At 65.4% G+C, this 21,648-nt stretch carries 24 protein-coding genes; 12 read left to right on the top strand and 12 right to left on the bottom strand.

All coding sequences use genetic code 11. The features are described 5' to 3' along the window. Positions 1-39: 39 nt before the first annotated feature. From GH266_RS20185 to GH266_RS20165, 5 genes are all read right to left on the bottom strand, one after another. A complete protein-coding gene (locus GH266_RS20185; protein WP_158195426.1) occupies positions 40-855 on the bottom strand; it encodes an alpha/beta hydrolase in 816 nt (271 codons plus the stop codon). 357 nt (positions 856-1,212) lie between these two features. Next, positions 1,213-2,493 carry a TRAP transporter large permease gene (locus GH266_RS20180; RefSeq protein ID WP_158195425.1) on the bottom strand — a complete coding sequence of 427 codons (1,281 nt, stop codon included), beginning with the start codon at positions 2,491-2,493 and terminating at the stop codon, positions 1,213-1,215. A gap of 1 nt (position 2,494) precedes the next feature. Then, positions 2,495-3,046: a TRAP transporter small permease subunit gene (locus GH266_RS20175; RefSeq protein ID WP_158195424.1), complete on the bottom strand. Its 552-nt coding sequence runs from the start codon at positions 3,044-3,046 to the stop codon at positions 2,495-2,497. Between the two features lie 5 nt (positions 3,047-3,051). Further along, a complete protein-coding gene (locus GH266_RS20170; protein WP_158195423.1) occupies positions 3,052-4,134 on the bottom strand; it encodes a TRAP transporter substrate-binding protein in 1,083 nt (360 codons plus the stop codon). Positions 4,135-4,205: 71 nt separating this feature from the next. Continuing rightward, positions 4,206-5,252, bottom strand: coding sequence for a glutamate cyclase domain-containing protein (locus GH266_RS20165; RefSeq protein ID WP_158195422.1), 1,047 nt, complete (start codon positions 5,250-5,252; stop codon positions 4,206-4,208). Positions 5,253-5,420: 168 nt separating this feature from the next. Here GH266_RS20165 and GH266_RS20160 point away from each other — a divergent pair, with 168 nt between their 5' ends. Continuing rightward, complete coding sequence (locus GH266_RS20160; RefSeq protein WP_158195421.1) at positions 5,421-6,341, top strand: LysR family transcriptional regulator; 921 nt, start codon at positions 5,421-5,423, stop codon at positions 6,339-6,341. Here the strand turns inward: GH266_RS20160 and GH266_RS20155 are convergent. The 4 genes from GH266_RS20155 to GH266_RS20140 are packed head-to-tail and all read right to left on the bottom strand — an operon-like array spanning position 6,331 to position 10,228. Then, entirely contained in the window at positions 6,331-7,365 is a 1,035-nt protein-coding gene (locus GH266_RS20155) for an NAD/NADP-dependent octopine/nopaline dehydrogenase family protein (RefSeq protein WP_158195420.1), read from the bottom strand. The two genes, GH266_RS20160 and GH266_RS20155, sit on opposite strands and share 11 nt — an antisense overlap. A gap of 30 nt (positions 7,366-7,395) precedes the next feature. After that, a complete protein-coding gene (locus GH266_RS20150) occupies positions 7,396-8,694 on the bottom strand; it encodes a TRAP transporter large permease (RefSeq protein ID WP_158195419.1) in 1,299 nt (432 codons plus the stop codon). Beyond that, positions 8,691-9,185 carry a TRAP transporter small permease gene (locus GH266_RS20145; protein ID WP_158195418.1) on the bottom strand — a complete coding sequence of 165 codons (495 nt, stop codon included), beginning with the start codon at positions 9,183-9,185 and terminating at the stop codon, positions 8,691-8,693. The genes GH266_RS20150 and GH266_RS20145 overlap by 4 nt, the downstream gene beginning before the upstream one ends. 56 nt (positions 9,186-9,241) lie before the next feature. Further along, on the bottom strand, positions 9,242-10,228 hold the full coding sequence (locus tag GH266_RS20140) for a TRAP transporter substrate-binding protein (RefSeq protein WP_199270391.1): 987 nt from the start codon (positions 10,226-10,228) through the stop codon (positions 9,242-9,244). 137 nt (positions 10,229-10,365) lie between these two features. Here GH266_RS20140 and GH266_RS20135 point away from each other — a divergent pair, with 137 nt between their 5' ends. From GH266_RS20135 to GH266_RS20120, 4 genes are all read left to right on the top strand, one after another. After that, positions 10,366-11,265, top strand: coding sequence for a LysR substrate-binding domain-containing protein (locus GH266_RS20135; protein WP_158195416.1), 900 nt, complete (start codon positions 10,366-10,368; stop codon positions 11,263-11,265). A gap of 384 nt (positions 11,266-11,649) precedes the next feature. Continuing rightward, a complete protein-coding gene (locus GH266_RS20130) occupies positions 11,650-12,426 on the top strand; it encodes a helix-turn-helix domain-containing protein (RefSeq protein WP_158195415.1) in 777 nt (258 codons plus the stop codon). Between the two features lie 113 nt (positions 12,427-12,539). Further along, positions 12,540-13,019: a DNA packaging protein gene (locus GH266_RS20125; protein WP_199270390.1), complete on the top strand. Its 480-nt coding sequence runs from the start codon at positions 12,540-12,542 to the stop codon at positions 13,017-13,019. Further along, positions 13,009-14,793 carry a phage terminase large subunit family protein gene (locus GH266_RS20120; protein WP_158195413.1) on the top strand — a complete coding sequence of 595 codons (1,785 nt, stop codon included), beginning with the start codon at positions 13,009-13,011 and terminating at the stop codon, positions 14,791-14,793. The genes GH266_RS20125 and GH266_RS20120 overlap by 11 nt, the downstream gene beginning before the upstream one ends. Positions 14,794-14,861: 68 nt before the next feature. On the opposite strand, the gene GH266_RS23710 is transcribed toward GH266_RS20120, so the two are convergent. From GH266_RS23710 to GH266_RS20105, 3 genes are all read right to left on the bottom strand, one after another. Then, a complete protein-coding gene (locus GH266_RS23710) occupies positions 14,862-15,056 on the bottom strand; it encodes a YodC family protein (protein WP_158195412.1) in 195 nt (64 codons plus the stop codon). 438 nt (positions 15,057-15,494) lie between these two features. Next, a complete protein-coding gene (locus tag GH266_RS20110; protein ID WP_158195411.1) occupies positions 15,495-16,025 on the bottom strand; it encodes a hypothetical protein in 531 nt (176 codons plus the stop codon). After that, positions 16,022-16,243 carry a helix-turn-helix domain-containing protein gene (locus GH266_RS20105; protein WP_199270389.1) on the bottom strand — a complete coding sequence of 74 codons (222 nt, stop codon included), beginning with the start codon at positions 16,241-16,243 and terminating at the stop codon, positions 16,022-16,024. Before GH266_RS20105 ends, GH266_RS20110 begins: the two co-directional genes overlap by 4 nt. Before the next feature lie 90 nt (positions 16,244-16,333). Here GH266_RS20105 and GH266_RS20100 point away from each other — a divergent pair, with 90 nt between their 5' ends. The 7 genes from GH266_RS20100 (at position 16,334) to GH266_RS20070 (ending at position 21,613) form a co-directional block, all read left to right on the top strand. Further along, entirely contained in the window at positions 16,334-16,696 is a 363-nt protein-coding gene (locus GH266_RS20100) for a hypothetical protein (protein ID WP_158195410.1), read from the top strand. Between the two features lie 11 nt (positions 16,697-16,707). Continuing rightward, complete coding sequence (locus tag GH266_RS20095) at positions 16,708-17,142, top strand: hypothetical protein (protein WP_158195409.1); 435 nt, start codon at positions 16,708-16,710, stop codon at positions 17,140-17,142. Between the two features lie 85 nt (positions 17,143-17,227). Then, the gene (locus GH266_RS20090) at positions 17,228-17,830 is read left to right on the top strand and encodes a hypothetical protein (RefSeq protein ID WP_158195408.1); all 603 of its coding nucleotides are present in this window, start codon (positions 17,228-17,230) and stop codon (positions 17,828-17,830) included. A gap of 3 nt (positions 17,831-17,833) precedes the next feature. Further along, positions 17,834-19,246 (top strand): phage portal protein, encoded by a 1,413-nt coding sequence (locus tag GH266_RS20085; RefSeq protein ID WP_158195407.1) that lies wholly within the window; start codon positions 17,834-17,836, stop codon positions 19,244-19,246. After that, complete coding sequence (locus GH266_RS20080; RefSeq protein WP_158195406.1) at positions 19,243-21,060, top strand: prohead protease/major capsid protein fusion protein; 1,818 nt, start codon at positions 19,243-19,245, stop codon at positions 21,058-21,060. The genes GH266_RS20085 and GH266_RS20080 overlap by 4 nt, the downstream gene beginning before the upstream one ends. Continuing rightward, on the top strand, positions 21,060-21,275 hold the full coding sequence (locus GH266_RS20075; RefSeq protein ID WP_158195405.1) for a phage head-tail joining protein: 216 nt from the start codon (positions 21,060-21,062) through the stop codon (positions 21,273-21,275). The genes GH266_RS20080 and GH266_RS20075 overlap by 1 nt, the downstream gene beginning before the upstream one ends. After that, positions 21,272-21,613, top strand: coding sequence for a DUF2190 family protein (locus GH266_RS20070; RefSeq protein WP_244953725.1), 342 nt, complete (start codon positions 21,272-21,274; stop codon positions 21,611-21,613). The genes GH266_RS20075 and GH266_RS20070 overlap by 4 nt, the downstream gene beginning before the upstream one ends. The last annotated feature ends 35 nt before the right edge of the window (positions 21,614-21,648 follow it).

The raw sequence follows: 21,648 nt of genomic DNA, 5'->3' as shown, positions 1-21,648 counted from the left end.
TTGAATTCACTCCCATTTTCCCTCTCCGGTGTGGTTGGTCTAGTCCGGTCCTTGCATCTCCCTGGTATGCGGCGCTTCACAGCGCTGCGTCGACGCCACCAGCGACGTCAGGGCCTGCCAGAGCGCGCTGGCGGGATTGCTGCAGTCCAGAAGGATGGTGAAATGATCGCGGTCCTCGACCCGCAGCATCCGGACATCGCGCCGCATCGAGGCCAGCACCCGGCCGAACTCTTCCGCCTGCCGGATGAACTCCGGGCTTTCGCGGGATCCGTAGGCCAGGGTGATGCGGCCCGGCTCAAGCGCCTCGACATGAACGAGCGGGCTCAGCCGCCGGGCCTCCGCCTCCGTCACCTCCACATAGCTGCGCCGGCTCGACAGGAGCACCGGCTCCATGTCGTAGATGCCCGAGACGAGCAGGCATGCGGAGACGCGCTCGGCGATGTCGATGCCCCCTGCCCCGGTCGCAAGGCATGCGGCCAGGTGCGCACCGGAACTGTGGCCCGCCAGGACCAGGCCGCGCCGGGCATAGTCGGGCCGCTGCGCCAGCAGGGCGCGCAGGGCAGCGGCCACGCGGCCGACCATCGCCGGCAAGCCGACCGTCTGGATCTTCGGGTAATCCGGCACGGCCAGCGGACAGCCGATCCGCCCGAGATTGCGCGCGAGAAAGCTGTACATGGAACGGTCGCCCGAGCGCCAGGCACCGCCGTGGAGAAAATAGATCAGCGGCCCCTCGGCGGACCCGTTGAACACATCGATGCCGCCCATGGCGTCTTCTTCGTAGCGGAAGACTTCCGGCGGCGTTTCCTCGCGCTGCGCAAGACTCAGCGCGGCATAGGTGGCAAGCGTATCCCCCATTTCTGGAGCCCAGCACGATTGATCATACGCCTGGTTCAATTCGGCTTGCGTGTAATTCAGATAGACAGCGCTCAACTCTGGCTCCCGAGGGATATTGGAGTGGCGCGGTCAAAAAACGCGCCGGACATCCAACCCTGCGCCAGAAGGCTTCATCGGATAACCTGCCTTTTTTGGATATAATTATTGGTTTTTCCGATAAAAATTGCAGGTTGTGCGGAGGCAATTCTCCCGTTGCCACGCGAAGGGGCTGCGATCCTGTCGAGGCGCAAGGCGGGCAAGACGAAAAGACAAAGGCCCGGCCAGCCGCATGACGGCTGGCCGGGCCTCGAGCTTTTCGGCCTCGTAGCGGGACGGTGCCTAGTAGAGGTGCCCCGGCAGCCACAGTGCGAGTTCCGGCCATGCCAGCATCAGGGCAATCATGCCCATCAGCGCGGCGATGAACGGCGTGACGCCGATGAACACATCCGTCAGATCGCCCCGGCCCCGGACCCCGTGCACGACATAGCACAGCATGCCGATGGGCGGCGTCAGCACCGAGGTTTCGGCCACCAGCACCATCATGACGCCGAACCAGATCGGGTCGTAGCCGAGGCCGACGACGATGGGCGTGACGATGGGGATGGTCAGCACGATCATCGCCAGCGTGTCCATGAACATGCCCAGCACCAGATAGACGAGCAGGATCATCAGCATCGTCGCCAGCGGGCTCCAGTTGAGGCCGCTCACGAAGTCGTTGACCACGCTTGCCATTCCGGTCGCGCCGATGACGAAGTTCAGCAGGAAGGCCAGCAGCGTGATCAGGATCATCATCGAGGAGGTACGGATCGTGCCGATGAACACCTCGGTCAGCATCTCCCAGTTGAGCCGCCGATAGAGCGCGGCCAGCATCAAGGAGACGATCACGCCGATGGACGCGGACTCGGTCGGGGTGGCCCAGCCGGCATAGATCGACCCAATCACCACCGCGAACAGCCCGAGAGGCGGCGCCAGCGCCGGCAGGCTGGCCAGCAAGGCCCGCGCGGTCGGCGCGCTGCGGTCCCCGTCCAGCGACGGCTTGACGACGCACAGCACGACGATGACCAGCGAGAAGATCGCTGCAAGGACGATCCCTGGGATCAGTCCCGCCATGAACAGGCGCGGGACGGAGGTGTCGGTCAGGAAGCCGTAGATGATCATGTTGATCGACGGCGGGATCAGGATGCCCAGCGTCCCGCCGGCCGCAAGAGAGCCGAGGAACAACCGCTCGCTGTAGCCGTGGCGATCCACCTGCGGCATGGCGGTGGTGCCGATGGTCGCGGCCGTGGCGACGCTGGAGCCGGACGTTGCCGCGAACAGGGCACTGGCGCCGATATTGGCGTGCATCAAGCCGCCGGGCAGCCAGCCGAGCCACGCCGCGACGCCGTTGTACATGCGGTCGGCGATGCCCGAGCGCAGCAGGATCTCGCCCATCATGATGAACATGGGGATCGCGATCAGCGTGAACTCGATGCTGTGCGACCAGGCGATTTCGCCGAAGGCCCGCTGCAGGGGAAACGGCGACAGCAACCAGTCCAGCAGCACGGCCAGCCAGCCGAGAACCGCCGCGATCGGCAATCCGAGCGCGATGAGGACGAAGAGAAGGATCAGCGCAATGCCCATCTCACCGCCTCCGCAATGCCGATTCCGAGGCGCCCAGCTCGGCCGCCTGGGCCTGATCGCCGCGGGCAAGCGCACGCACGAGATCGAACAGCAATCCCGCAAGGCAGATCAGGAAGAAGATCAGCCCCGCCAGCCAGAGCGCCTGCGGGATCCACAGGGGCGTTGCCAGCGGCGTGCTGGCGCGTGCCCCGAGACGCAGGGATTCCGCCAGCGTGCCCCAAGCATGGGTGACGAGGATGCCGATGATCCCGGTGAATGCCCCGAGGGCCACGACGTCCAGAAACCGCTGCACCCCGGCCGGCAACTGCAGATAGACGAGGTCCACGCGGATATGCGCCCGCATGAACAGGGCCTGGGCAAAGCCCCAGGCCATGGCGATGGCGAAGGCGTAGCCCGCCAGTTCGTCGACGCCGATGAGGCCGAAGTGAAAGAGGCGGCGCGACAGGATTTCCACCGTCATCAGGCCGGCCGCCCCCAGCAGCAGCAATCCGCTGCCGATGGCGGCAAACCGGGCCAGTCGCGCCAGCTTGCGAGAGATCAGGGGATCGGCCAAGCTGATCACCTCGCCGTTGTCAGCTGGATGTCCAGAACCTTGCCGACCGTCTCGTTCCAGCGGGTGACGCAGTCCGCGCCGCAAGCCTGGGTGAACTCGGGCATGACGTGCTCGGCGACGATCTCGCGAAGACGGGCGCTCTCGGCCTCGGTCAGCTCGACCAGCTTCAGGCCGGCTTTCGTCAGGTTGCGCGGCGCGGTCGCCTCAGGCTCGCAGCGGTCGTCGCCGACCGAACACCAGATGCCCTGCTGCGTCGCGACGCGGGCCATCTCCCAGCCCGCGGGCTCCAGCTTGGTGCGCACCTCCTCGCGCAGGAAGGTCTGAACGGCCGGGTCCAGCGCATCCCAGGTCTTGGAATTGGCGACGATGAAGTTGACGCCCCAGCCGACGGTCAGATCGACCAGATGCGTGGAGACGTCCGTCCATTTCGCGTTGTTGCCCGAGTTCGAGCCGGTGAACGCGCAGTCGATGACGCCGCGCTGCATGGCCGGCACCACCTCGTTGAAGGCCATGGTGACGGGCGTGGCGCCCAGCGCCGCGGTCAGCGACGAGGTGGTGGTGGAGAACACGCGGACCTTCTTGCCGGCCAGATCGTCGAGGCCTTCGACCGGGGTCGCGCACCACAGGACCTGCGCGCCGGTCGGCCAGAAGCCGAGCGGGACGACGCCGAGGCGGTCGCGGTAGCGCTCTTCCAGCGTCGGGCGATAAGCGTCGATGATCTGCTGCAGCGTGTCGATATCCTGGGCGAGGCCAGCCAGATCGATGGAGTCGTTCTCCGGCAACTCGCCGGAAATCAGGGTCGTGCTGCCCGCGACGATGTCTGCAACGCCAGAGGCGGCAAGGCGCATCAGCTCCGGGCCCTTGGCGCCGAGGTCGGTCATGCTGACCGCATTTGCCGTGACGCGGCCGTTGCTGTCGGCCGGAACCGTCTCGTTCCAGAACGGCTGCAGCACGTTGGTCCAGTTCGGCGAGTTGACCGGCGAGCCGATGACCGAAAGCTTGGTCTGCGGCAGGTCCTGAGCCGCGGCGACCATGGGAAGCAGGCATGCCAGCGCCGTGGCGCCGAGCAGTTTCGCAAGAGTGTTCATGGAAGTTCCTCTCTGTCGGGTGGGGCCGGCCCTGCCATTGTTCCGGCAGGGCCGTGCGGGGTCGGGCGGCTTTATCGCGCCGCCTCTTTCATCTTGCCGTGCGACAACCCGCGGTCGGGCTGCGCGATGTTCACGCGGACCATGTCGCGCAGCAGCTGCACGATGGCCATGGAGCTTTCGCCTTCCGCCCCATCGACGATGAAGCGCGAGGTGCAGTAGCGCATCTCCCAGCCGCCGGCATCCAGGCAGGCGCGGATGATGCGCTTTTCCGTCTCCGGATCCTGGACCAGCTCCTTGTCCTTCAACAGGAAGCCCAGCATCGCGGAGATGCCGTAGGCGCCCCAGTTGGAAATCGAGGCCGGCAGGAAGATGTCGGTGGCCGTCACCGTGATCGCGCCGCCGGGCTTGTCGGTCTGCGTCTCGCGGCCGTAGGGGTGGAAGTCCTGCATGAAGGAATGGATGCGGCCGAAGCCGATCTCGTTGCCGTTGTCGCCGACGCCGATGCTGAGGACGCCGCGTTCCGCCGCCTGGTCGAACAGGGGACCGAGGTTCACGCAGTTCTTCGGCGCAACGCCGGTCGAATAGTGGACGATGCCGTTCTCGTTCGGGCCGAGCCGCTCGATGGCGATGATCGCCTTGGGCTGCGTCCGGTCGAGCAGGTCCCTCGCCCACTGGTCGATGTCGCCCTGCTCCTCCGGAGCGGTGACCTGGGCGGCGCCCATGCGGCGGCCCGTCGCCAGCTCGTAATCGCGGATCATGATGCCGGCGGCCTCGGACGAGGCCTTGATCGGGGGAGCGTGACACACTTCGGAGACGTAGACCGGGACGGCCTTGAGGCCCCAATACAGCGCCCGCGCCAGCGAGACGGCACCCGGAGGCCCGTCGCTTTCGCCATGCGGCACTTCGGGCATATAGCCCGCGCCCGTCACGATCAGCACCACATCGCCTTCGCCGACCCGATCCACCAGCGCCTCGGCTGCACGGGCGGTGATGGGGCGGCCGCCGCCCTCGCGCCGCGCCTCGTCATAGATCGGAGCGATGATATTGTGATTCATGCCCCGGTTGCGCATCTCGACGGTGATCAGACGATCGACATATTCACCAATGATGTCCGGCACGCTCGGCTCCTTCTCGGGTCTCGGAATGCCGCAGATCGTAGGAAGCCGTGCCGTCGATTGGCGAATCGAATTATCGAATACGCCATCAGATAAAGTTATGCTCATCCCCACTCTCGATCTGTCATGTTTGCCTGGAGCGGGTAGATTCGCACGGGAGGGAATGAGGCCTTGCGCTCCCTGAACCATCGCCAGATGCTGGCGTTTCGCGCCGTCATGATCAGCGGCAGCATGACGGCCGCGGGCCGCATCCTGAACATCACCCAGCCTGCGGTGACCCGCCTGGTGCGCGATCTCGAGGCCGATCTCGGACTGACGCTGTTCATCCGCAAATGGTCGAGCGTGCGCCCGACGCCGGAGGCGGTCGCGCTGTTTCGAGAGGTCGAGAAGTATTTCGAGGCGATGGAGCGCGTTCGCGAGAGCGCGCGGGAGATGCGCGAAAAGTCCGAGGGGCGGCTGCGCATCGCCGCCATGTCGACCCTGTCGTCCGGCGCCCTGCCCGAAGCGATCCGCCGGTATCGCCAGAAGGGGCCGGACATGGATTTCTTCATCCACTCGGACAACTCGGTGCATATCCTCGATGCCCTGCAGCGCAGCGAGTTTTCCATCGGGCTCGGCCGCGTCCCGCCCGAGCGGACCGATGTCGACCATATCGAGATGCCCGTCTCCACCGCGATCTGCCTGCTTCCGAAGGCGCACCCGCTGGCGCAGCGGGAGGTGATCTCGGTCGCCGACCTGGACGGCCAGCCCTTCATCTCGCTCGGTGTCAGCAGCCTGTTGCGGATGCAGATCGAGGCCGAGATGGAGGCCGCGGGCGTCCAGCCGGGCAGGACCGCGCAGACGCTCTATTCCAACACCGTGCCCAGCTACGTGTCGGCCGGGCTCGGCATTTCGATCGCCGATATCTTTTCCGTCATCGGCGTCGACCTGCAAAAGATTGCCGTCAGGCCGTTCACCCCCGCGATCGAATTCCGCTTCTCGGCGATCTTTCCGGCCATTGGCCGCAGCCGCGGGGGCGAACTTTTTTCCAAGGTGTTCCAGGACGTCGTTCGCGATCAGGTCGAGAACGTCAACCGCCTGTTCACGCGGTAGACGCCTGGAGACGGCCCTGCAGTTCGGCGACCACCGTTTCCAGCATCCCGTTCTGCGCCCGGAAATCGCGCCCCAGATAGGCGGAGAGCGTCGCGATGGCGGCCTCGTGCAAGGGCATCGGCACACCGCAACGCCGGCCCAGCTCGCAGAGCGGGATCAGGCCGAAGGGCACGTCTTCGGTGATGTAGCGCGTCTCCAGGCTGCGGGGGCCCATGGTGCCGGGCGCCCGCTCATAGACCTGGCGGGCCATTTCCGACACGCTGCCGCGCCGGATGCCGGGGAAGGTCATCATGTAGTGGTCGAAGACGTCGCGCACCTCGAACCCGAAGCGGCCGGCCAGCGCCAGGCGCTCGGTGTCCAGCGCCTCGATCATGCGCCCGACGACGGGGGTGATGCACTGGTAGTTCTCCCAGTCCTCGCCCTGTTCGATCCGGGTCAGGTTGGCGAGCGAATTCGCCAGGTGGATCGGCGGGTTGAGGTTGCTCATGCCGATGAGCGCCGGGCTCTCCTTGAGGCGGAAGCGGTCGCCGAACAGCGCCTGACACAGGCGCAGGCCATCCTCCGCGGGCATCGCCCCGGACACCGCCATGTCGATCACATCGCGCACCGTGCCGACGCGGATCGCCCCGTCCTTGCGCTGTGCGGTCGCCACTGTGGTGGACCATGACACGATGCCGGCGCGGGTCTTCGAACGCTCCAGGGCATGCGCCAGATAGATCGACCCGAAGGACAGTGCGGCGCTGAAGATGACCGCCTGGCCATCGAGGATCGGTGCCAGACGGTCCAGCACGTCCTGCATGCCCTGCGCGCAGCGCGCCAACACGATGACGTCGGCGCCGCGCACCGCATCCTCGAGGCTGCCGGCACCGGAGATCGCATGATCGCCGGAAAACGCGCCGTCGAAACGCTGGCTCAGTCCGTTCGGGTGGGTTTGCGACCACAGTTCGACCGAGTGGCCGCCCTGCTGGAGAAGCGCGCAGTAGGTCAAACCGACGGGGCCGCCGCCGATCACGGTAATCTTCATTGTTTTTCCTCGGGTTGGGCAGGCGCGCCGTCAGGAGGCCGGGAAGGCCTCGGGGAAGAAGGTCGCGGGCAGGTACAGGAAGACCCCCGGCAGCAGGATGACCATCAGGATGATCCCGACCGTGATCGCGATGATCGGCAGCACGGCCAGAAAGGCGCGCGGCATGTCGACCTCGCCGATCTGCGCGGCGATCAGCAGGCAGATCCCGTAGGGCGGCGTCGTCAGACCGATCGCCAGCGACAGGCAGACGACCAGCGCCAGATGGATGTCCGGGATCTGCGCGAGAACGCCCAGCTCCTTGATGATCGGCAGGAAGATGATGACCGCCGTCATCGGGCTGAGCACGGTGCCCACGATCAGGCAGAAGGCCATCAGCAGCAGCATGACGCCCGTCTGCGTGTCCGAGATCGAGGTGATGAACGTCGCGACCTCGCGGGCGACGCCCAGATAGGCGATCAGCCAGCCCATGATGCCTGCGGCCGCGACCGCGAACATCGGCAGGGCATAGGCGACGACGGTCGAGGCCAGGATGTCGAACAGGGCCGCAGGCCGCACGGTGCGATAGACGACGACCGCCAGCACCAGGCCGACCAGCGCGGCGATGGCCGAGGCCTCGGTCGCGGTGAAGAAGCCCGAGATGATGCCGCCGAGGATGATCAGGGGAATGAGCAGGGCCGGTGCGGCACGCCGCGCGCTCTCCTTGCGCGCCGTCCACGGCATGTAGGGCGTGTTGGCGACCCCGTAGCGCCGGGCGACGTAATAGGTGTACGCCATCTGCCCGAAGCCGATGAGCAGGCCCGGCAGCACGCCGGCAAGAAACAGCCCGGCGATGGAGACATTGCCGAAGGCGCCGTAGATCACGAACAGGATCGAGGGCGGGATGATCACGCCCAGCGTCGAGGAGGTCGCCGTCAGGGCGACGGCGAAGGGCGCGGGATAACCGGCCTTCTTCATCGCCGGGATCATGATCGCGCCGACGCTCGCCGTATCTGCGGCCGCCGATCCGGACATGCTGGCGAACATCATGCTGACCAGGACGTTGATATGGCCGAGCCCGCCCTTGATGTGGCCGACCATCGACTGCGCGAAGGTCATCAGCCGGTCGGTGATGCCGCTGTCGTTCATCAGCCGGCCGAGCAGCAGGAAGAACGGCACCGCAAGCAGCGCGAAGGAGTTGATGTTGGAGACCATCTGGTTGACGACCGATGTCGCGGGAAGGCCCAGCTGGACGACCGTAACCAGCGATGCCAGCGCGATGGCGAAGGCGATCGGAACGCGCAGGAGGATCAGAAACAGAAATCCTGCGATCAGCGTAACGATAGGCATCATCCCTGCACCTTAGCTTGCCGGTTGCCGAACAGGCGGCATGCGGTGGTCGCGATCAATTCGACCGAGAAGAGCGCCATGGCCGCGCCCGACACGGCGACGGCCGCATTCTGGTAGAACATCGGAAAGCCCAGCGAGAACGAGAAGCGGCGCCAGCTCATCTCGGCATAGGTCCAGCCGTTGACGGTCAGCACCCAGATCACGGGAAGGCACAGGACCAGCGCCAGAAGGGTCAGGGCCGTGTTGGTGCGCACGAAGCTGCCGGGCAGCACCTCGACCACGTAGTGCACGCCGCGCCGGTATCCGACCGCCGCTCCCAGGAAGACGGTCCAGACGAAGCAGAACATTGCCACCTCGTCCGTCCAGACGAAGGTCCCCAGCGTGGTGTTGCGCGCAACGATCTGGAACAGCACGCACAGGATGAACGCCAGGAAGAAGGCGCCGCCGACCAGATAGAAAAATCGCTCCAGCCGGGCATTGAATCTCGTCAGCATAAGCTGCCTCCCATCAGGGAGCCGGCCCCGGACGCACCGGGGCCGGCTCCGGAAAGTCACTTGATGTCGCGGATGATCTGCAGGACGTCGGTGGCGCCGATTTCCGCGGCGACCTGGTCGTGCAGCGGGCGGATGATCTCGATGAACGGCGTCTTGTCGACCTCCGTCACCGTGACCTTGCCCGAGGCGATCAGCGGCTCCAGCAGCGAGGCGTCATACTCGATGCCCCGGTCGATGCCGGTCGCCGAGGCCTTGGCCGCTGCCTTGAGGAAGATCTCCTGATCCTCGGCCGACAGGCGGTCGAAGGCGAAGCGGCTCATGGTGATGTGGCTGACCATGAACTGGTGCTGGGTCTTGGAATGGTAGGGCGCAACCTCGAAGAGCTTGGCTCCGACATAGGCGCTGATCGAGCTCTCGAAGGCATTCGCCACCCCGGTCTGCAGGGCGGTGTAGAGCTCGGTGAAGGGCAGCGAGATCGGCTGCGCACCCGAGGTTTCCCACATCTGCGCGTCCATGCGCGATCCCGGCACGCGCAGCTTCATGCCGCTGAGGTCTTCCAGGGTTTCGACGGGCTTGATGTTATTGCTGAGATTGCGGATGCCGCCGCCGGTCAGCGCCAGGAGGGTCAGGCCGTTGTCGGCATCGCGATAGACCTGCCGGTAGTAGTCCGTCACCGGACCCGACGGGTCCATGGCGGTTCGGAACACCTTCTCGTCCGGGAACAGGTAGCTGATGCTGAACAGCTGGAACTGCGGGAAGAAGGGCGTCGCCTCCTGGGTGCCGCCGATCAGCAGGTCGATGGTGCCCATCCGCATCTCGTCCAGTGCGGTCGCATCGTTGCCGAGCACGCCGCCGGGATGAATGTCGATCTTCACGCGGCCTTCCGTCGCCTGCTCGACCTCGGCCTTCAGGACCTCGGCGGCATCGAGCCAGGGATGCGGGGCATTTCCCTGGGTGGAAAGACGGAGCGTCTGGGCCTCGGCTCCTCCCGAAAGGACGGCGATCATGGCGCCTGCAAGCGCGGACATGGCGTATCGTTTCATCATTATCTCCCTGCCAGAAGCTGCGCCGGCTCATCGTGCCGGGTTCTGATCTGCCTAATCTGCCGAGGTTCAATGATAATTTCTAATCTCAATAATCGATGCTATCATAACCTGATATTATCCTCGCCAGGACAGCCATGGCCGCGCGCATCACCCTGAGACAGGTCCAGGCGTTCCGCCTGATCATGACCAACCGCACGATGACCATCGCGGCGGAGCAGATGTCGATTTCCCAGCCCGCCGTCAGCAGGCTGATCTCCGACCTGGAAGAGACGCTGGACCTCAAGCTGTTCGAGCGGATCGGGCCGCGGCTTTTGCCGACGGCTGCCGCCCGGCGCCTCATCGGAGAGGTGGACCGCGTCTTTCTCGGCCTCGATTTCGTCGAGGAAGCGGCGCGGCGGATCCGGCGGTTTGCGCTGGAGCCCTATCGGCTGGCGGTGCCGCCGTTCCTCTCCTACAGCTTCGCCGCAAAGCTGGTGGCGCGCGTGTCCGTCGACATTCCGGACCTCGCCATCAGCCTGCATTCCGATACCTCGCGCGCCATCGCCGAACAGGTCTCCCGCGGCGAGCACGACCTCGGCATCTGCATGCCCGGCAGGTGGGAGCGGGAGTTGAACGTCCTGTCGCGCCATGAGGTCGAAACCGTCTGCCTGCTGCCAGCCGATCATCCGCTGGCCGAGCGGCCCCGGATCATCCCTGAGGATCTCGACGGAATCAGTCTCTACGTCCTGGGGCGCAGCGGCGCCATCCGGCCGCAGATCAACGAGGTCTTCGCGCAAAGGCAGATCGCCCCGCGCATCGTCGGCGAAATGCAGCATGCCCTGTCCTGCGCGGCCTTCGTGTCGCAGGGGCTGGGCGTTGCGCTGCTGGATTCCGTTTCCGCCCGCTCCGCGGACCAGAGCAGAACGACCATCCGGCCGTTCGTCCCGCGGATCGATCTCGAAATCGCACTGATCACGTCGTCGCGGCACGTGCGAAGCGATGTCGACGACGCCTTTCTCGCGCATATCCCGCAAGCACTCGTGGAGTGCACCTGAGATCGCGCGACTGTCGGAGCGGCGCCCGGCGACCGGCTGGCCAGGGCGCGCGAAGGGGCCGTCAAGGGCTTGATCTGATCGGACTATAGGGGGAAGTGGTGGTGCCCAGGGCCGGAATCGAACCAGCGACACGCGGATTTTCAATCCCGCTAGGCTTACCGCCCGCCAATCGCTTGCGCCGAATTCGACTGTAAAACCGAACACGCAAAATCAAGCACTTAGCGGCGATTTGTCAAACCCCGTTTCGGAGGAAATCCGGGACCTGGCCTATCGTGTTCGGCGCATCGGATCGCATCGGCACGCCACCCCGGAAACCATCCTTGAGGACAAGCACGAGGCGGCCGACAGGCTGCTGTTGCTCGCCGACCGCCTGGAGGGTTGCCCATGACCAAGGTGGCCCGCCTTAGCGACCGCGAGCGCGGCCGCACGACCTATCGTGTCCAGTATTCCGACAAGGGTGCATGGATGCTGGCGCTTGGCGTTGATGCACGCCTGACGCCGGCTGAGGTGCGCGTGGGCATCGTCCTGTGCGGCTATATCAACGCCCGCTCGGGCCGCGCCTGGCCCACGGTCGCAACGCTCGCCACTGCCGCCGTCACCAGCGACAGCAGCACCAAGCGCGCCCTGCGCAAGCTGGAGCAACTGGGGCTCATTGCCGTGCACCGCAAGGGCGGGCGCGGCAACCCGAACTACTATGAATTGCGCTTCGACCGGCTCGCCGACACCGCCGAAAAGGGGGTCACGGATGAACCCCTTTCTTCCGCAAAGGGGGTCAGCGAAGACCGTAAAGGGGTTCAAAATCGACCCGAAAAAGGGGTCACCGGTGACCCCCAAATAAGAAGGAAAGAAATAAACAAAACGCGCGCGTGCACACGCGAGGCGGACACGCCCCCGCCTGACCGGGAGCCACCGACCAAGGGATGCGAGACCACACCCGCCCCGATCTCAAGGCCACCGTCCGTTGCCGGGACGGGACCGAGCGCGGGGAAACGCGCGGAGTTCATCGCCACCACCGATCCCCGATGGCAGAAGGCTGCCGAGGCGCATCACAGGCGCACCGGCAAGCCGCCGATGACCGTGCGATTGCATGGACGGGAAGGCTGGATGTTCCCGGTGGAGCTTATCGGCGGCCTCGAACCCATGGCGGCGGGTCCTTCCTAGGCCCGTTGTATACGGGTGGGCAGGGCCCGCCGTTTTCCTCCCTAAGGTCAACTTGATAGCTAAACATCAATTATAACAACGGGTTAGGCATGCAGTTAGCGCATGGATCGGAGATGATCGGCGAGCCGAAGGTGGTGCGAAAAGCCGCCTTCGCCAAGCTGGTGAACGTCTCGCCGGGGCGGGTATCGCAGATGATCCGCGCCGGTCTGCCGGTGGAGCCTGACGGGCGCATCGACGTGGCGCGCGGCCGGGAATGGATCCGCGCCAACGTGGACCCCAAGCGCTCGGCAGCGCAAGGCGACCAGACGGCCCTGCCCTTCGCCGCGCAACCGGACGCGGCCAGCGAGCGGACCCGGCTGGTGCGGGAACAGGCGGACCATGCGGCGCTGAAAAACGCCCTGCTGCGCCGCGAGCTGCTGCCGGCCGGCGAGGTCGAGCGCGAGTGGGCGGACATCCTGCGCCGCGTCCGCTCGCGGCTTCTCGCGGTGCCCTCGCGCCTGCGCCAGGTGCTGCCGCACCTCACCGCCCACGACGTTGCCACGCTCGACAGCGAGTTGCGCCTTGCCCTGGAGGACCTGGCGAATGATCGATGACGCCATGACCCGCGTGCGCACCGCCGCGCTGCGCGCCCTGCAACCACCGCCGCGCCTGCCGCTGTCCGACTGGATCGAACGCGAGATCCGCTTGCCGGAAGACGTGTCGGCCCTGCCCGGCCCGATCCGCCTTTACCCGTTCCAGCGCGGCATTGCCGATGCGATCAGCGACCCTGAGACCGAGCGCGTCACAGTCGTGAAGTCGGCCCGCATCGGCTACACCACGTTGCTGGTGGGGGCGCTCGCCGCCCATGTGGCGAACGAGCCGGCGCCGGTGCTCTTCGTGCTGCCGACGGAAGACGACTGCCGCAACTTCGTCGTCACCAATGTGGAACCGACATTCGAGGCCTCGCCGGCCCTTGCCGGGGCGCTGGCCGGTGCCACCGAGGGCCAGGGCGAGAACCGCAACACGCTGCTGTCGCGCCGCTTCCCAGGCGGCTCGCTCAAGGTCGTGGCGGCCAAGGCCCCGCGCAACCTGCGCGCCCACAACACCCGAATCCTGATCGTGGACGAGGCCGACGCCATGGACGTGACGGCGGAAGGAAGCCCGATCCTGCTGGCCGAAAAACGCACCCTGTCCTTTCCGGATCGCAAGATCGTCATCGGCTCCACCCCGATCTTCGAAGAAACCTCGCATGTGCTCGCCGCCTATGCGCGCTCCGATATGCGGGTGTTCGAGGTGCCCTGCCCCGACTGCGCAACCTTCCACGAGATCGCCTGGCGCGATATCCAGTGGCCGGCCGACCGGCCGGACGAGGCCGCCTGGTGCTGCCCGTCCTGCGGATCGGTGGTGGAGGAACGGCACAAGCCGGCGATGGTGGCGGTCGGGCGCTGGCGCGCCACCGCGCCGCAGGTGAAGGGGCATGCGGGCTTCCGCGTCAATGCGCTGGTGTCGCCGCTGGCAAATGCCTCCTGGGGCAAGCTCGCTGCCGAGTTCCTGGCCGCGAAGGACACGCCGGACCTGTTGCAGACCTTCGTCAACACGGTGCTGGGGCAAGGCTGGCGCGCGGAAGGCGAGGAACTGGACGAGGCCGCGCTCGCCGCGCGGGCGGAAGGCTTCTCGCTCGAGGCGATGCCGGAAGAGGTGCTGGCCCTGACGGCCGGCGTGGACGTGCAGCGCGACCGCCTCGAGATTACATTCGTCGGCTGGGACCGCGCCGGCACCGCCTTCGTTCTCGGCCATGCGGTTGTGTGGGGCAGGCCGGCGGACGAGGCGACCTGGGCCGAGCTGGAGGGGCTGTTGCGCCAGACCTATGCGCACCCGCTGGGCGGCAGGCTGGCGCTGGATGCGGTGGCGGTCGATTCCGGCGACGGCGAGACCATGGAAGCGGTCTATGGCTTCGCCTTCCCGCGCGCCGCGCGCCGGGTGCTGGCGATCAAGGGCGCACCGGGCGCGCGGCCATGGATCGAGAAATCCAGAACCAAGACGCGCGGCGGCCGTCTGTGGATTGTCGGCGTGGACGGGATCAAGAGCCACCTGGCCGGACGCCTCGCCAAGGGCAACACCGTGCGCTTTTCCGATGCCTTGCCGGCGGCCTGGTATGAGCAACTGGCGAGCGAGCGCGCCGTGGTGCGCTATGCGCGCGGCCAGCCGCAACGCCGCTTCGAGCGCATCCCCGGCCGCCGTGCCGAGGCGCTGGATTGCGTGGTCTATGCCTTCGCCGCCCGGCAGGTGATCAACCCGAACTGGCAGGACCGGCTGGACGAGCTGGCCCGGCCGAAGGTACGAGCCGCAAAGCCGGCGACGGTCATTCGGTCGGGATGGATGGGGTAGAAACAAAGAGCCCCGGAGAGCAAATTATTGCTCTCGCGGGGCCTCGCACGCCGGACTTTGCAAATGATCTAATCGAGAATTTTCCCGCCGGGCGTATCCCAATTATCGCCACCCTTTTTCGACAAGGACGCTACTTTGAAAGTGTCCCTCACAGGGTTCATTCCACTGAACCAAACACAATGTACACTATCACCGTCAACAGCTTCCACGGTCATGTCCGGGCTTCCCGACTTCAGATGCACTTTATCTCCAACAGAAAACATTACAGATTCTCCTTCCTTAATCTAATGCCTGACCCTTCGCCGTTCACATCAATGAAGATCACACCTGCCTCTTCCAGGGCAGCGCGGATCGCCTCGACCGTGCGCGGCTTCAAATCCTCGACGCGCTCCAGTCAAGCAATCGTAATGTGCAACTGCTCTCGCGACTTCGCAAAGGCTATCCGCTGCAAGCACGAATAAGACGGCGGCCATGATGCCGAGGCGCTGGATTGCGTGGTCTATTCCTTCGCCGCGCGGCAGGTGATCAACCCGAACTGGCAGGATCGGCTGGACGAACTGGCCCGGCCGGAGGTTCGAGCCGCAAAGCCCGCGGCAGTCATCCGGTCGGGGTGGATGGGATGACGCAAATACATTACATCTATACTTAATATAAGAAAATAAATTGAATTCCCATTCAAAACTTACATTATATAGAGAACTCTAATTCTGAAATCTGAATCCATTCGCCTTATCTGCCTCAAATTTATCGAATATCCTCTGAGCGTCTTTTTTTGAACTTCTATGCATCGTCCCAAATGTATCTGATAAAAAATAGCAATCCACCCACTTATCTATGAATTTTACGTTCGAACCATAATGAAAATATAAAGAAAATTCTTCCCCAACAGATAATTTCTTTGGAAGACCGCCCCCAAACGGGCCAATTGTTTGCCTTTTTTGTAACGGATACATGTCCAATGGATTCATGAGAGCAGTCTTCTCTCTTCCATCTTCATCGATGATCTTGACTCCGCAGCACCGAATTGTCGCTTCTATCGGCCCGAAATTTACCGCAGATACAACCAGAATTTCATCTTCAATTTCGCCTGAGTATACACTCATAACAGAAGCGTACACACGAATACGTGGCTTCGGATAAATAAATTTTGACCAAACATTCCAGATAAAAGATGCAATCGCGATAATAAGCGAAACTATACTAACAAATATCGCAAGCTCTGACCCTATCATTTCCGCAACCTCACGCCTGGCCCTTCGCCGTTCTCGTCGATGAAGATCACGCCGGCCGCTTCCAAGGCGGCGCGGATCGCCTCGACCGTGCGCGGCTTCAATTCTTCGCCGCGCTCCAGCCGGGAAATAGTGGCCGGCGCCACCATGGCCATTTCTGCCAGTTCTCTAACGCCAAGCCCTAGAGCGGCGCGCGCCATCCGGCATTGCACAGCCTGCATTTTATAACACCGTTTTCATTTTAGCTTGACGTTATAACCAAGCTGAGAAATAATCACACCGTTATCAATTTATACCACAGGAGCACACGGATGGGCATCCATTTTCGTGAACGGGCGAGGTGCGTCCCGGTCTGGCTGACGATAGAGCCGGCCACCCGCCGGCGCATCGAGGCGGCGATTGAGAACCTTGTGGCGCTGCTCGACCAGATCGACGGCGATTGCGACTACGAGGAAACCGGCGACGGCGAGCCCTATCTCTCCTGGCCGGCGAACGGCCCGCATGTGGTCCGCCCCGAACGAGACCCCACCGGCGAGGGCGAACAGCCGCTCGGCTGGACGACGCACGGTTCCGAACGGCAGGACCACCATTTGCACTTCTGGTCCCACGACGAGAACGAGGAACCGGGTCTGGAACTGGACACGTCGGACTTCGAACAGGAACACGAGCTGTGAGCGGGTGCCGGGTGGAGGCCATCGGCCGGGAGCTGCTGGAGCTGTCGCGCCGATGGTCGGACCTGGAGGCGGAAGGCGCCAACCTGTACGGCGGCGAGCGCAAGACGGAGCTGGAGGCCACGGAATGCGAGATCTTCGACCGCATGGAGGCGTTGAAAGCCGAGGCCTGCTGCACGCGAGCGACCAGCCTTGCCGGCGCGATGCTGCAAATCATGCTTGTCTACGGGGCTGTCGAGCTGCTGCCCGAACGAACATTGACCGACCGTGACGCCTGCGAACGTCGCGCCCTCGAACGGATGATCCAGCGGGCGCTCTATTCCGCTCTCGACGCCATGGCCGCGACCGCCGGCACCGCACCGGAAGAACTCGGCGGCGAGCTTTTGATGAGCGCTGATCTCAACCCGTTCCGCCTGATGGAGGGGGGCAAGGCACAAAACAGAAATTGAATTTTCATTTTCCTTGACCGCCTCCCGGCATGCAGGCATCATGAATTCAGAAATCGCATTTCCGAAACGCACCAGGACGGGTTCAATGATCGTGAAAGAGATGGCGCGGCGCCTGTCGCAGGCGACAGGACAGACCGAGGAACTGCATGCCGGTCAGATCCGCAATTACGTACGCAACGGCCTGTTCGGCTTCGAACACCCGGAGCGCTCCGGCGAGGAAGCCAACTCGCGCTTCTACTTCAACGACCGGCATCTTGCGGCGGCGCGGATCTACAGTTTCTTTCTCGCTTCGGGCGTCCATGTCTCCCGGCTCGAAGGCCTGGCGCGCGGGTTCAAGCACCTGGACGCCAGCTATCCGTGGATCGAGGAAGACGGCCACCAGCGCAAGCCGAACGGTATCGAGACCGTCGTGAACGAGGCAAAGCGGGGCAATCTCAACTGGTACCTCGTTTATGGTGGCGACCTTGCCGGCAACCTCGTCGGCTTCCACTTCACCGAAAACCCCTGGCCGAACCAGCAGCTTCTGCGCGCCTTTGAGAGCGACGGGGACGAGCTGACGGAAGCGGACAAGGGGCTTATCCGGATGGCCCATGAGCGCAAGGCGCTGCGCTATCCCCTCCATGGCGTTCTGTTCCTTGCCCCGCTTTTCAGCCGGCTCTTCGCCCCGGACACCGGCAGCGAGGCCTGAGCGATGCGCGCCCTCGCCCGCCGTGTCCTGGATGCCCTGTTCTCCACCCGGTCGCTGGACGCGGCCGGCGGCGGCCGCCGGTGGCGGGATGCGCCGACCGTGACCAGCGCCGGCACCCTGCATGGGCTGGCCGCCACGGTGGCGGCACGGGCGATGCACTTTGCGATGAACAATCCGACGGGCGTGCGCGTCACCGAAAGCCTGGCCACCAACATTGCCGGCGACGGCATCAAGCCGCGCTCGCGGCATCCGCAAGAGGCGGTGCGCCAGCAGCTCCACCAGCGGTTTCTGACCTGGACGGACGAGGCGGACGCGGACGGGCGGACGGACTTTTTCGGCCTCCAGCAAAACGCGGTGCGCGATCTCGCCACCTTCGGCGAAGCGCTGCTGATCTTCACCGCCGATCCCGACACCGGTGCGCCGCAGCTTCGCCGGCTGCACCCGGAGCAGCTCGACCGTGCCGTGACCCGCGTCAGCGACACCGGCCCGATGGTCTATCAGGGCGTCGAATTCGACGGCACGGGCCGCGTCGCCGCCTATCACATTCGCCGGGCAGCGCCTGGCGATACGCTCGCCGGCATCCAGCAAGCGCCCGTGCGGATGCCGGCGAGCGACGTTATCCACCTGTTCCGGCCGATGATGCCGGGACAGGTGCGCGGCCTGTCGTGGTTCGCCCCGGTGCTGCTGCCGGCGCGCGAGCTGGACGCGCTCAACGATGCGCTCTTGATGCGCGCCAAGGTCGCCGCCCTGCATGCCGGCTTCATCACCGATCCGGACGGCGGATCCCTTTACGACGGGGAACAGACGGGCAACGCACAGCAGGCCGGGCTGGAGCCGGGCGCGCTGATCCCGCTTCCGCCGGGCAAGTCGGTGGAGTTTCCCGACGTGCCCGACCAGGGCGGGGCCGGCGCGCTGGCCATCAGCACCTATCGGATGATCGCCGCCGGCACCAATGTCACCTACGAACAGGCGACCGGCGATTACAGCCAGGTGAACTATTCCAGCGCCCGGGCGGCGCTGCTGGAGTTCCGCCGATTCTGCCAGTCCATCCAGCATCATGTGATGGTCTTCGGCATGTGCCGGCCGGTCTGGCGCGCCGTCATCCGCCACCAGGTGCTTACCGGCGAGATCCCGGCCGCGATCTACCAGGCGGAACGGCAATCGCTGGAGTCGGTGAAATGGCTGCCGCCGGCCTGGCCCTGGGTGGACCCCGAAAAGGAAGCGCGGGCGGCAGAGATCGCAATCAACAACCGGATGCGCTCGCGCTCCGAAGTCATCGCCGAACGCGGCTACGACGCGGAAGACGTGGATGCGGAGATCGCCGCCGATGAAGAGCGGCTGGCCCGGCTCGGAATCGCCCGTGCCGCCACGCCGCCGGCCGCGCCGCAACCGGACGAACAGGAGGCAGCGGAATGAACGCACCCGTTCTCATGCGCACGGGCTTCACCCCGGCCAGCCTGGACGAGAAGGCCCGCACGGTGGAGCTGATCGCCTCCACCGGCGCGGGCGTGATCCGGCACGATGCGGCCGGCCCCTTCACCGAGTTCCTGACCATCTCCGACTCGGCCGTCGACCTGGCCCGCCTGGAGGGCATGCCGTTTCTCGACAGTCACCGGCAAGATGGGCTGGAAAGCGTGCTCGGCGTTGTCCTGGCCGCCCGCATCGAGGCGGGCAATCTGGTGGCCAAGGTCCGCTTTTCCGAGCGCCATAATGCCATTTATTCCGACGTGCGCGTCGGGAACCTCCGTAACATATCGGTCGGCTACTCCCCGAAGAGGTGGCGCGACGGCAAGGACCCGAACACGGGCGCGAGGGTCCGCACCGTCACCCATTGGGAGCTACGTGAAATCAGTCTTGTGGCGGTCGGAGCCGACCCGGCCGCACGTATCCGAGGAACCGGAATGCCCGAAACGCAGAACCAGCCGGAAGCGCCCCCGGCAACCACCACGACCGCCACGCCGCCGGTGCAGGAGACGACCCGCGCGGCCGTCAATCAGGAGATCCGGGCGCTTGCCGCCACCTTCGATCTCGGCAGCGACTGGGCGAATGACCAGATCGACCGCGGCGCGAGCGAGGGCGAGGCCCGATCCGCGGCGCTGGAGCGGCTGCGCACCGCACGCGAGCGGGCGCCGGTGGCACGCACCAGCAACATGGTGCACCACGACGACCCGGCCACCCTCGCCACCCGCATGGGCGAAGCGATCTACGCCACCCGCGTGAACCCGGCGCACAAGCTGTCCGACCAGGCCCGCGCCTTCACCGGCATGACCACGCTGGACATGGCGCGCGACTGCCTGCAGCGGGCGGGGATCTCCACCACCGGCCTGCTGCCGGCCGACACGATCACCCGCGCGCTGCACACCACCAGCGACTTTCCGGCGATCTTCGCCGACACGGCCAATCGCACCCTGCGGGCCGCGTACCAGACTGCCCCGGCCACCTTGAAGCGGCTGGCCCGGCAGACCAGCCACAAGGATTTCCGCGCCAAGACCAAGGTGCAGGCGGCCGACATGGCAAAGCTGGAGAAGGTGAACGAGCACGGCGAGTTCAAGAGCTCCGGCTTTGTCGAGGCCAAGGAGACCTACGCCATCGGCACCTACGGCACGATTGTCGGTCTGACCCGGCAGGCCCTCGTCAACGACGACCTGGGAGCCTTCACCGATCTTGCCGGCAAGCTCGGCCTCGCCTCTTCCGAATTCGAGGCGCAATTCCTGGTCGACCTGCTGACCGTCGGCGGCGGCCTCGGCCCGGTCATGGGCGACGGCAAGGCCGTGTTCCATGCCGATCACGGGAACCTTGCGGCGGGCGGCGCGCCGATCTCCAAGGAAACGCTGTCGGCGGCACGTCTTGCCATGCGCCGGCAGAAGGGCATCAACGGCCGGCCGATCGCCATTGCCCCCAAGTTCCTGGTGGTGCCGCCGGAGCTGGAAACGCAGGCGGAAGAGATCCTGGCGGCCATCCAGCCGACCCGGACCGATGACGTCAACGTCTTCGGCGGCAAGCTGGAACTGGTGGTGGAAGCCCGCCTTACCGACGTGAACCGCTGGTACGTCGCGGCCGATCCGGCGACCGTCGAGGGGCTGGAATATGCCTACCTGATGGGCTCCGAAGGTCCGCAGACCGAAAGCCGGGCCGGCTTCGAGGTGGACGGCGTGGAAGTCAAGGTTCGCCTGGACTACGGCGCGTCCTTCCTCGACTGGCGCGGCTGGTACACGAACGCGGGCGCGTGATGGCGGCCCATTCCGAACTGGCCGACCGGCTGGAGCGGCTGCGCAAGCTCCGCTCCAGCGGGCGCCGGGCGGTCGATAGCGAGGGCGAGAAGGTCGAATACCGCAGCGATGCCGAGCTGGCCGCCGCGATTGCCGACCTGGAACGCCAGATCGCCGCGCAAGCCGGCAAACCGCCCGTGCGGGTGGTCTACATCAACTCTTCGAAAGGCACATGACCATGAAGAACTTCGTGCAGCCTGGGAACTACGTCACCGTCACCGCGCCCGCCGGCGGCCTGTCTTCCGGGGAAGGCGTGCTGGTCGGCCACCTGTTCGGCGTGGCCGCCACCACGGCGGCGGAAGGGGCGGAAGTCGAGATCGCCACCAACGGCGTCTACGACCTGGCCAAGGACGACACGGCGGCCTTCACGGCCGGCGCGCCGGCCTATTGGGACGACGCCAACAAGGTGGTCACGGCCACGGCGGCCGACAACCTTCGCATCGGCACGGCGCTTGTCGCCGCTGCCACGGCGGCCACCGTCGGCCGCATCCTCATCACCGGACACGCGATCTAGCGGCGGGTGTGGGATGGGCGGCGCGGTCCCGCCTC

Origin of the sequence: Stappia indica (genome assembly GCF_009789575.1) — a bacterium.
In the GTDB taxonomy this organism is placed as follows: Bacteria; Pseudomonadota; Alphaproteobacteria; order Rhizobiales; family Stappiaceae; genus Stappia; species Stappia indica_A.
The sequence above is the reverse complement of the archived record's forward strand: the minus strand, read 5'-3'. Positions and strand labels throughout refer to the sequence as shown.

What these genes read in the sequence shown, in the direction of transcription:
- GH266_RS20135 (WP_158195416.1), top strand. Translation starts at nt 10,366, where the DNA reads ATGGCCGCGCGCATCACCCTGAGACAGGTCCAGGCGTTCCGCCTGATC.
- GH266_RS20145 (WP_158195418.1), bottom strand. Translation starts at nt 9,185, where the DNA reads ATGCTGACGAGATTCAATGCCCGGCTGGAGCGATTTTTCTATCTGGTC.
- GH266_RS20125 (WP_199270390.1), top strand. Translation starts at nt 12,540, where the DNA reads ATGATCGGCGAGCCGAAGGTGGTGCGAAAAGCCGCCTTCGCCAAGCTG.
- GH266_RS20170 (WP_158195423.1), bottom strand. Translation starts at nt 4,134, where the DNA reads ATGAACACTCTTGCGAAACTGCTCGGCGCCACGGCGCTGGCATGCCTG.
- GH266_RS20105 (WP_199270389.1), bottom strand. Translation starts at nt 16,243, where the DNA reads ATGCAGGCTGTGCAATGCCGGATGGCGCGCGCCGCTCTAGGGCTTGGC.
- GH266_RS20070 (WP_244953725.1), top strand. Translation starts at nt 21,272, where the DNA reads ATGACCATGAAGAACTTCGTGCAGCCTGGGAACTACGTCACCGTCACC.
- GH266_RS23710 (WP_158195412.1), bottom strand. Translation starts at nt 15,056, where the DNA reads ATGTTTTCTGTTGGAGATAAAGTGCATCTGAAGTCGGGAAGCCCGGAC.
- GH266_RS20085 (WP_158195407.1), top strand. Translation starts at nt 17,834, where the DNA reads ATGCGCGCCCTCGCCCGCCGTGTCCTGGATGCCCTGTTCTCCACCCGG.
- GH266_RS20120 (WP_158195413.1), top strand. Translation starts at nt 13,009, where the DNA reads ATGATCGATGACGCCATGACCCGCGTGCGCACCGCCGCGCTGCGCGCC.
- GH266_RS20130 (WP_158195415.1), top strand. Translation starts at nt 11,650, where the DNA reads ATGACCAAGGTGGCCCGCCTTAGCGACCGCGAGCGCGGCCGCACGACC.
- GH266_RS20140 (WP_199270391.1), bottom strand. Translation starts at nt 10,228, where the DNA reads ATGAAACGATACGCCATGTCCGCGCTTGCAGGCGCCATGATCGCCGTC.
- GH266_RS20080 (WP_158195406.1), top strand. Translation starts at nt 19,243, where the DNA reads ATGAACGCACCCGTTCTCATGCGCACGGGCTTCACCCCGGCCAGCCTG.
- GH266_RS20150 (WP_158195419.1), bottom strand. Translation starts at nt 8,694, where the DNA reads ATGATGCCTATCGTTACGCTGATCGCAGGATTTCTGTTTCTGATCCTC.
- GH266_RS20075 (WP_158195405.1), top strand. Translation starts at nt 21,060, where the DNA reads ATGGCGGCCCATTCCGAACTGGCCGACCGGCTGGAGCGGCTGCGCAAG.
- GH266_RS20185 (WP_158195426.1), bottom strand. Translation starts at nt 855, where the DNA reads ATGGGGGATACGCTTGCCACCTATGCCGCGCTGAGTCTTGCGCAGCGC.
- GH266_RS20110 (WP_158195411.1), bottom strand. Translation starts at nt 16,025, where the DNA reads ATGATAGGGTCAGAGCTTGCGATATTTGTTAGTATAGTTTCGCTTATT.
- GH266_RS20090 (WP_158195408.1), top strand. Translation starts at nt 17,228, where the DNA reads ATGATCGTGAAAGAGATGGCGCGGCGCCTGTCGCAGGCGACAGGACAG.
- GH266_RS20100 (WP_158195410.1), top strand. Translation starts at nt 16,334, where the DNA reads ATGGGCATCCATTTTCGTGAACGGGCGAGGTGCGTCCCGGTCTGGCTG.
- GH266_RS20180 (WP_158195425.1), bottom strand. Translation starts at nt 2,493, where the DNA reads ATGGGCATTGCGCTGATCCTTCTCTTCGTCCTCATCGCGCTCGGATTG.
- GH266_RS20155 (WP_158195420.1), bottom strand. Translation starts at nt 7,365, where the DNA reads ATGAAGATTACCGTGATCGGCGGCGGCCCCGTCGGTTTGACCTACTGC.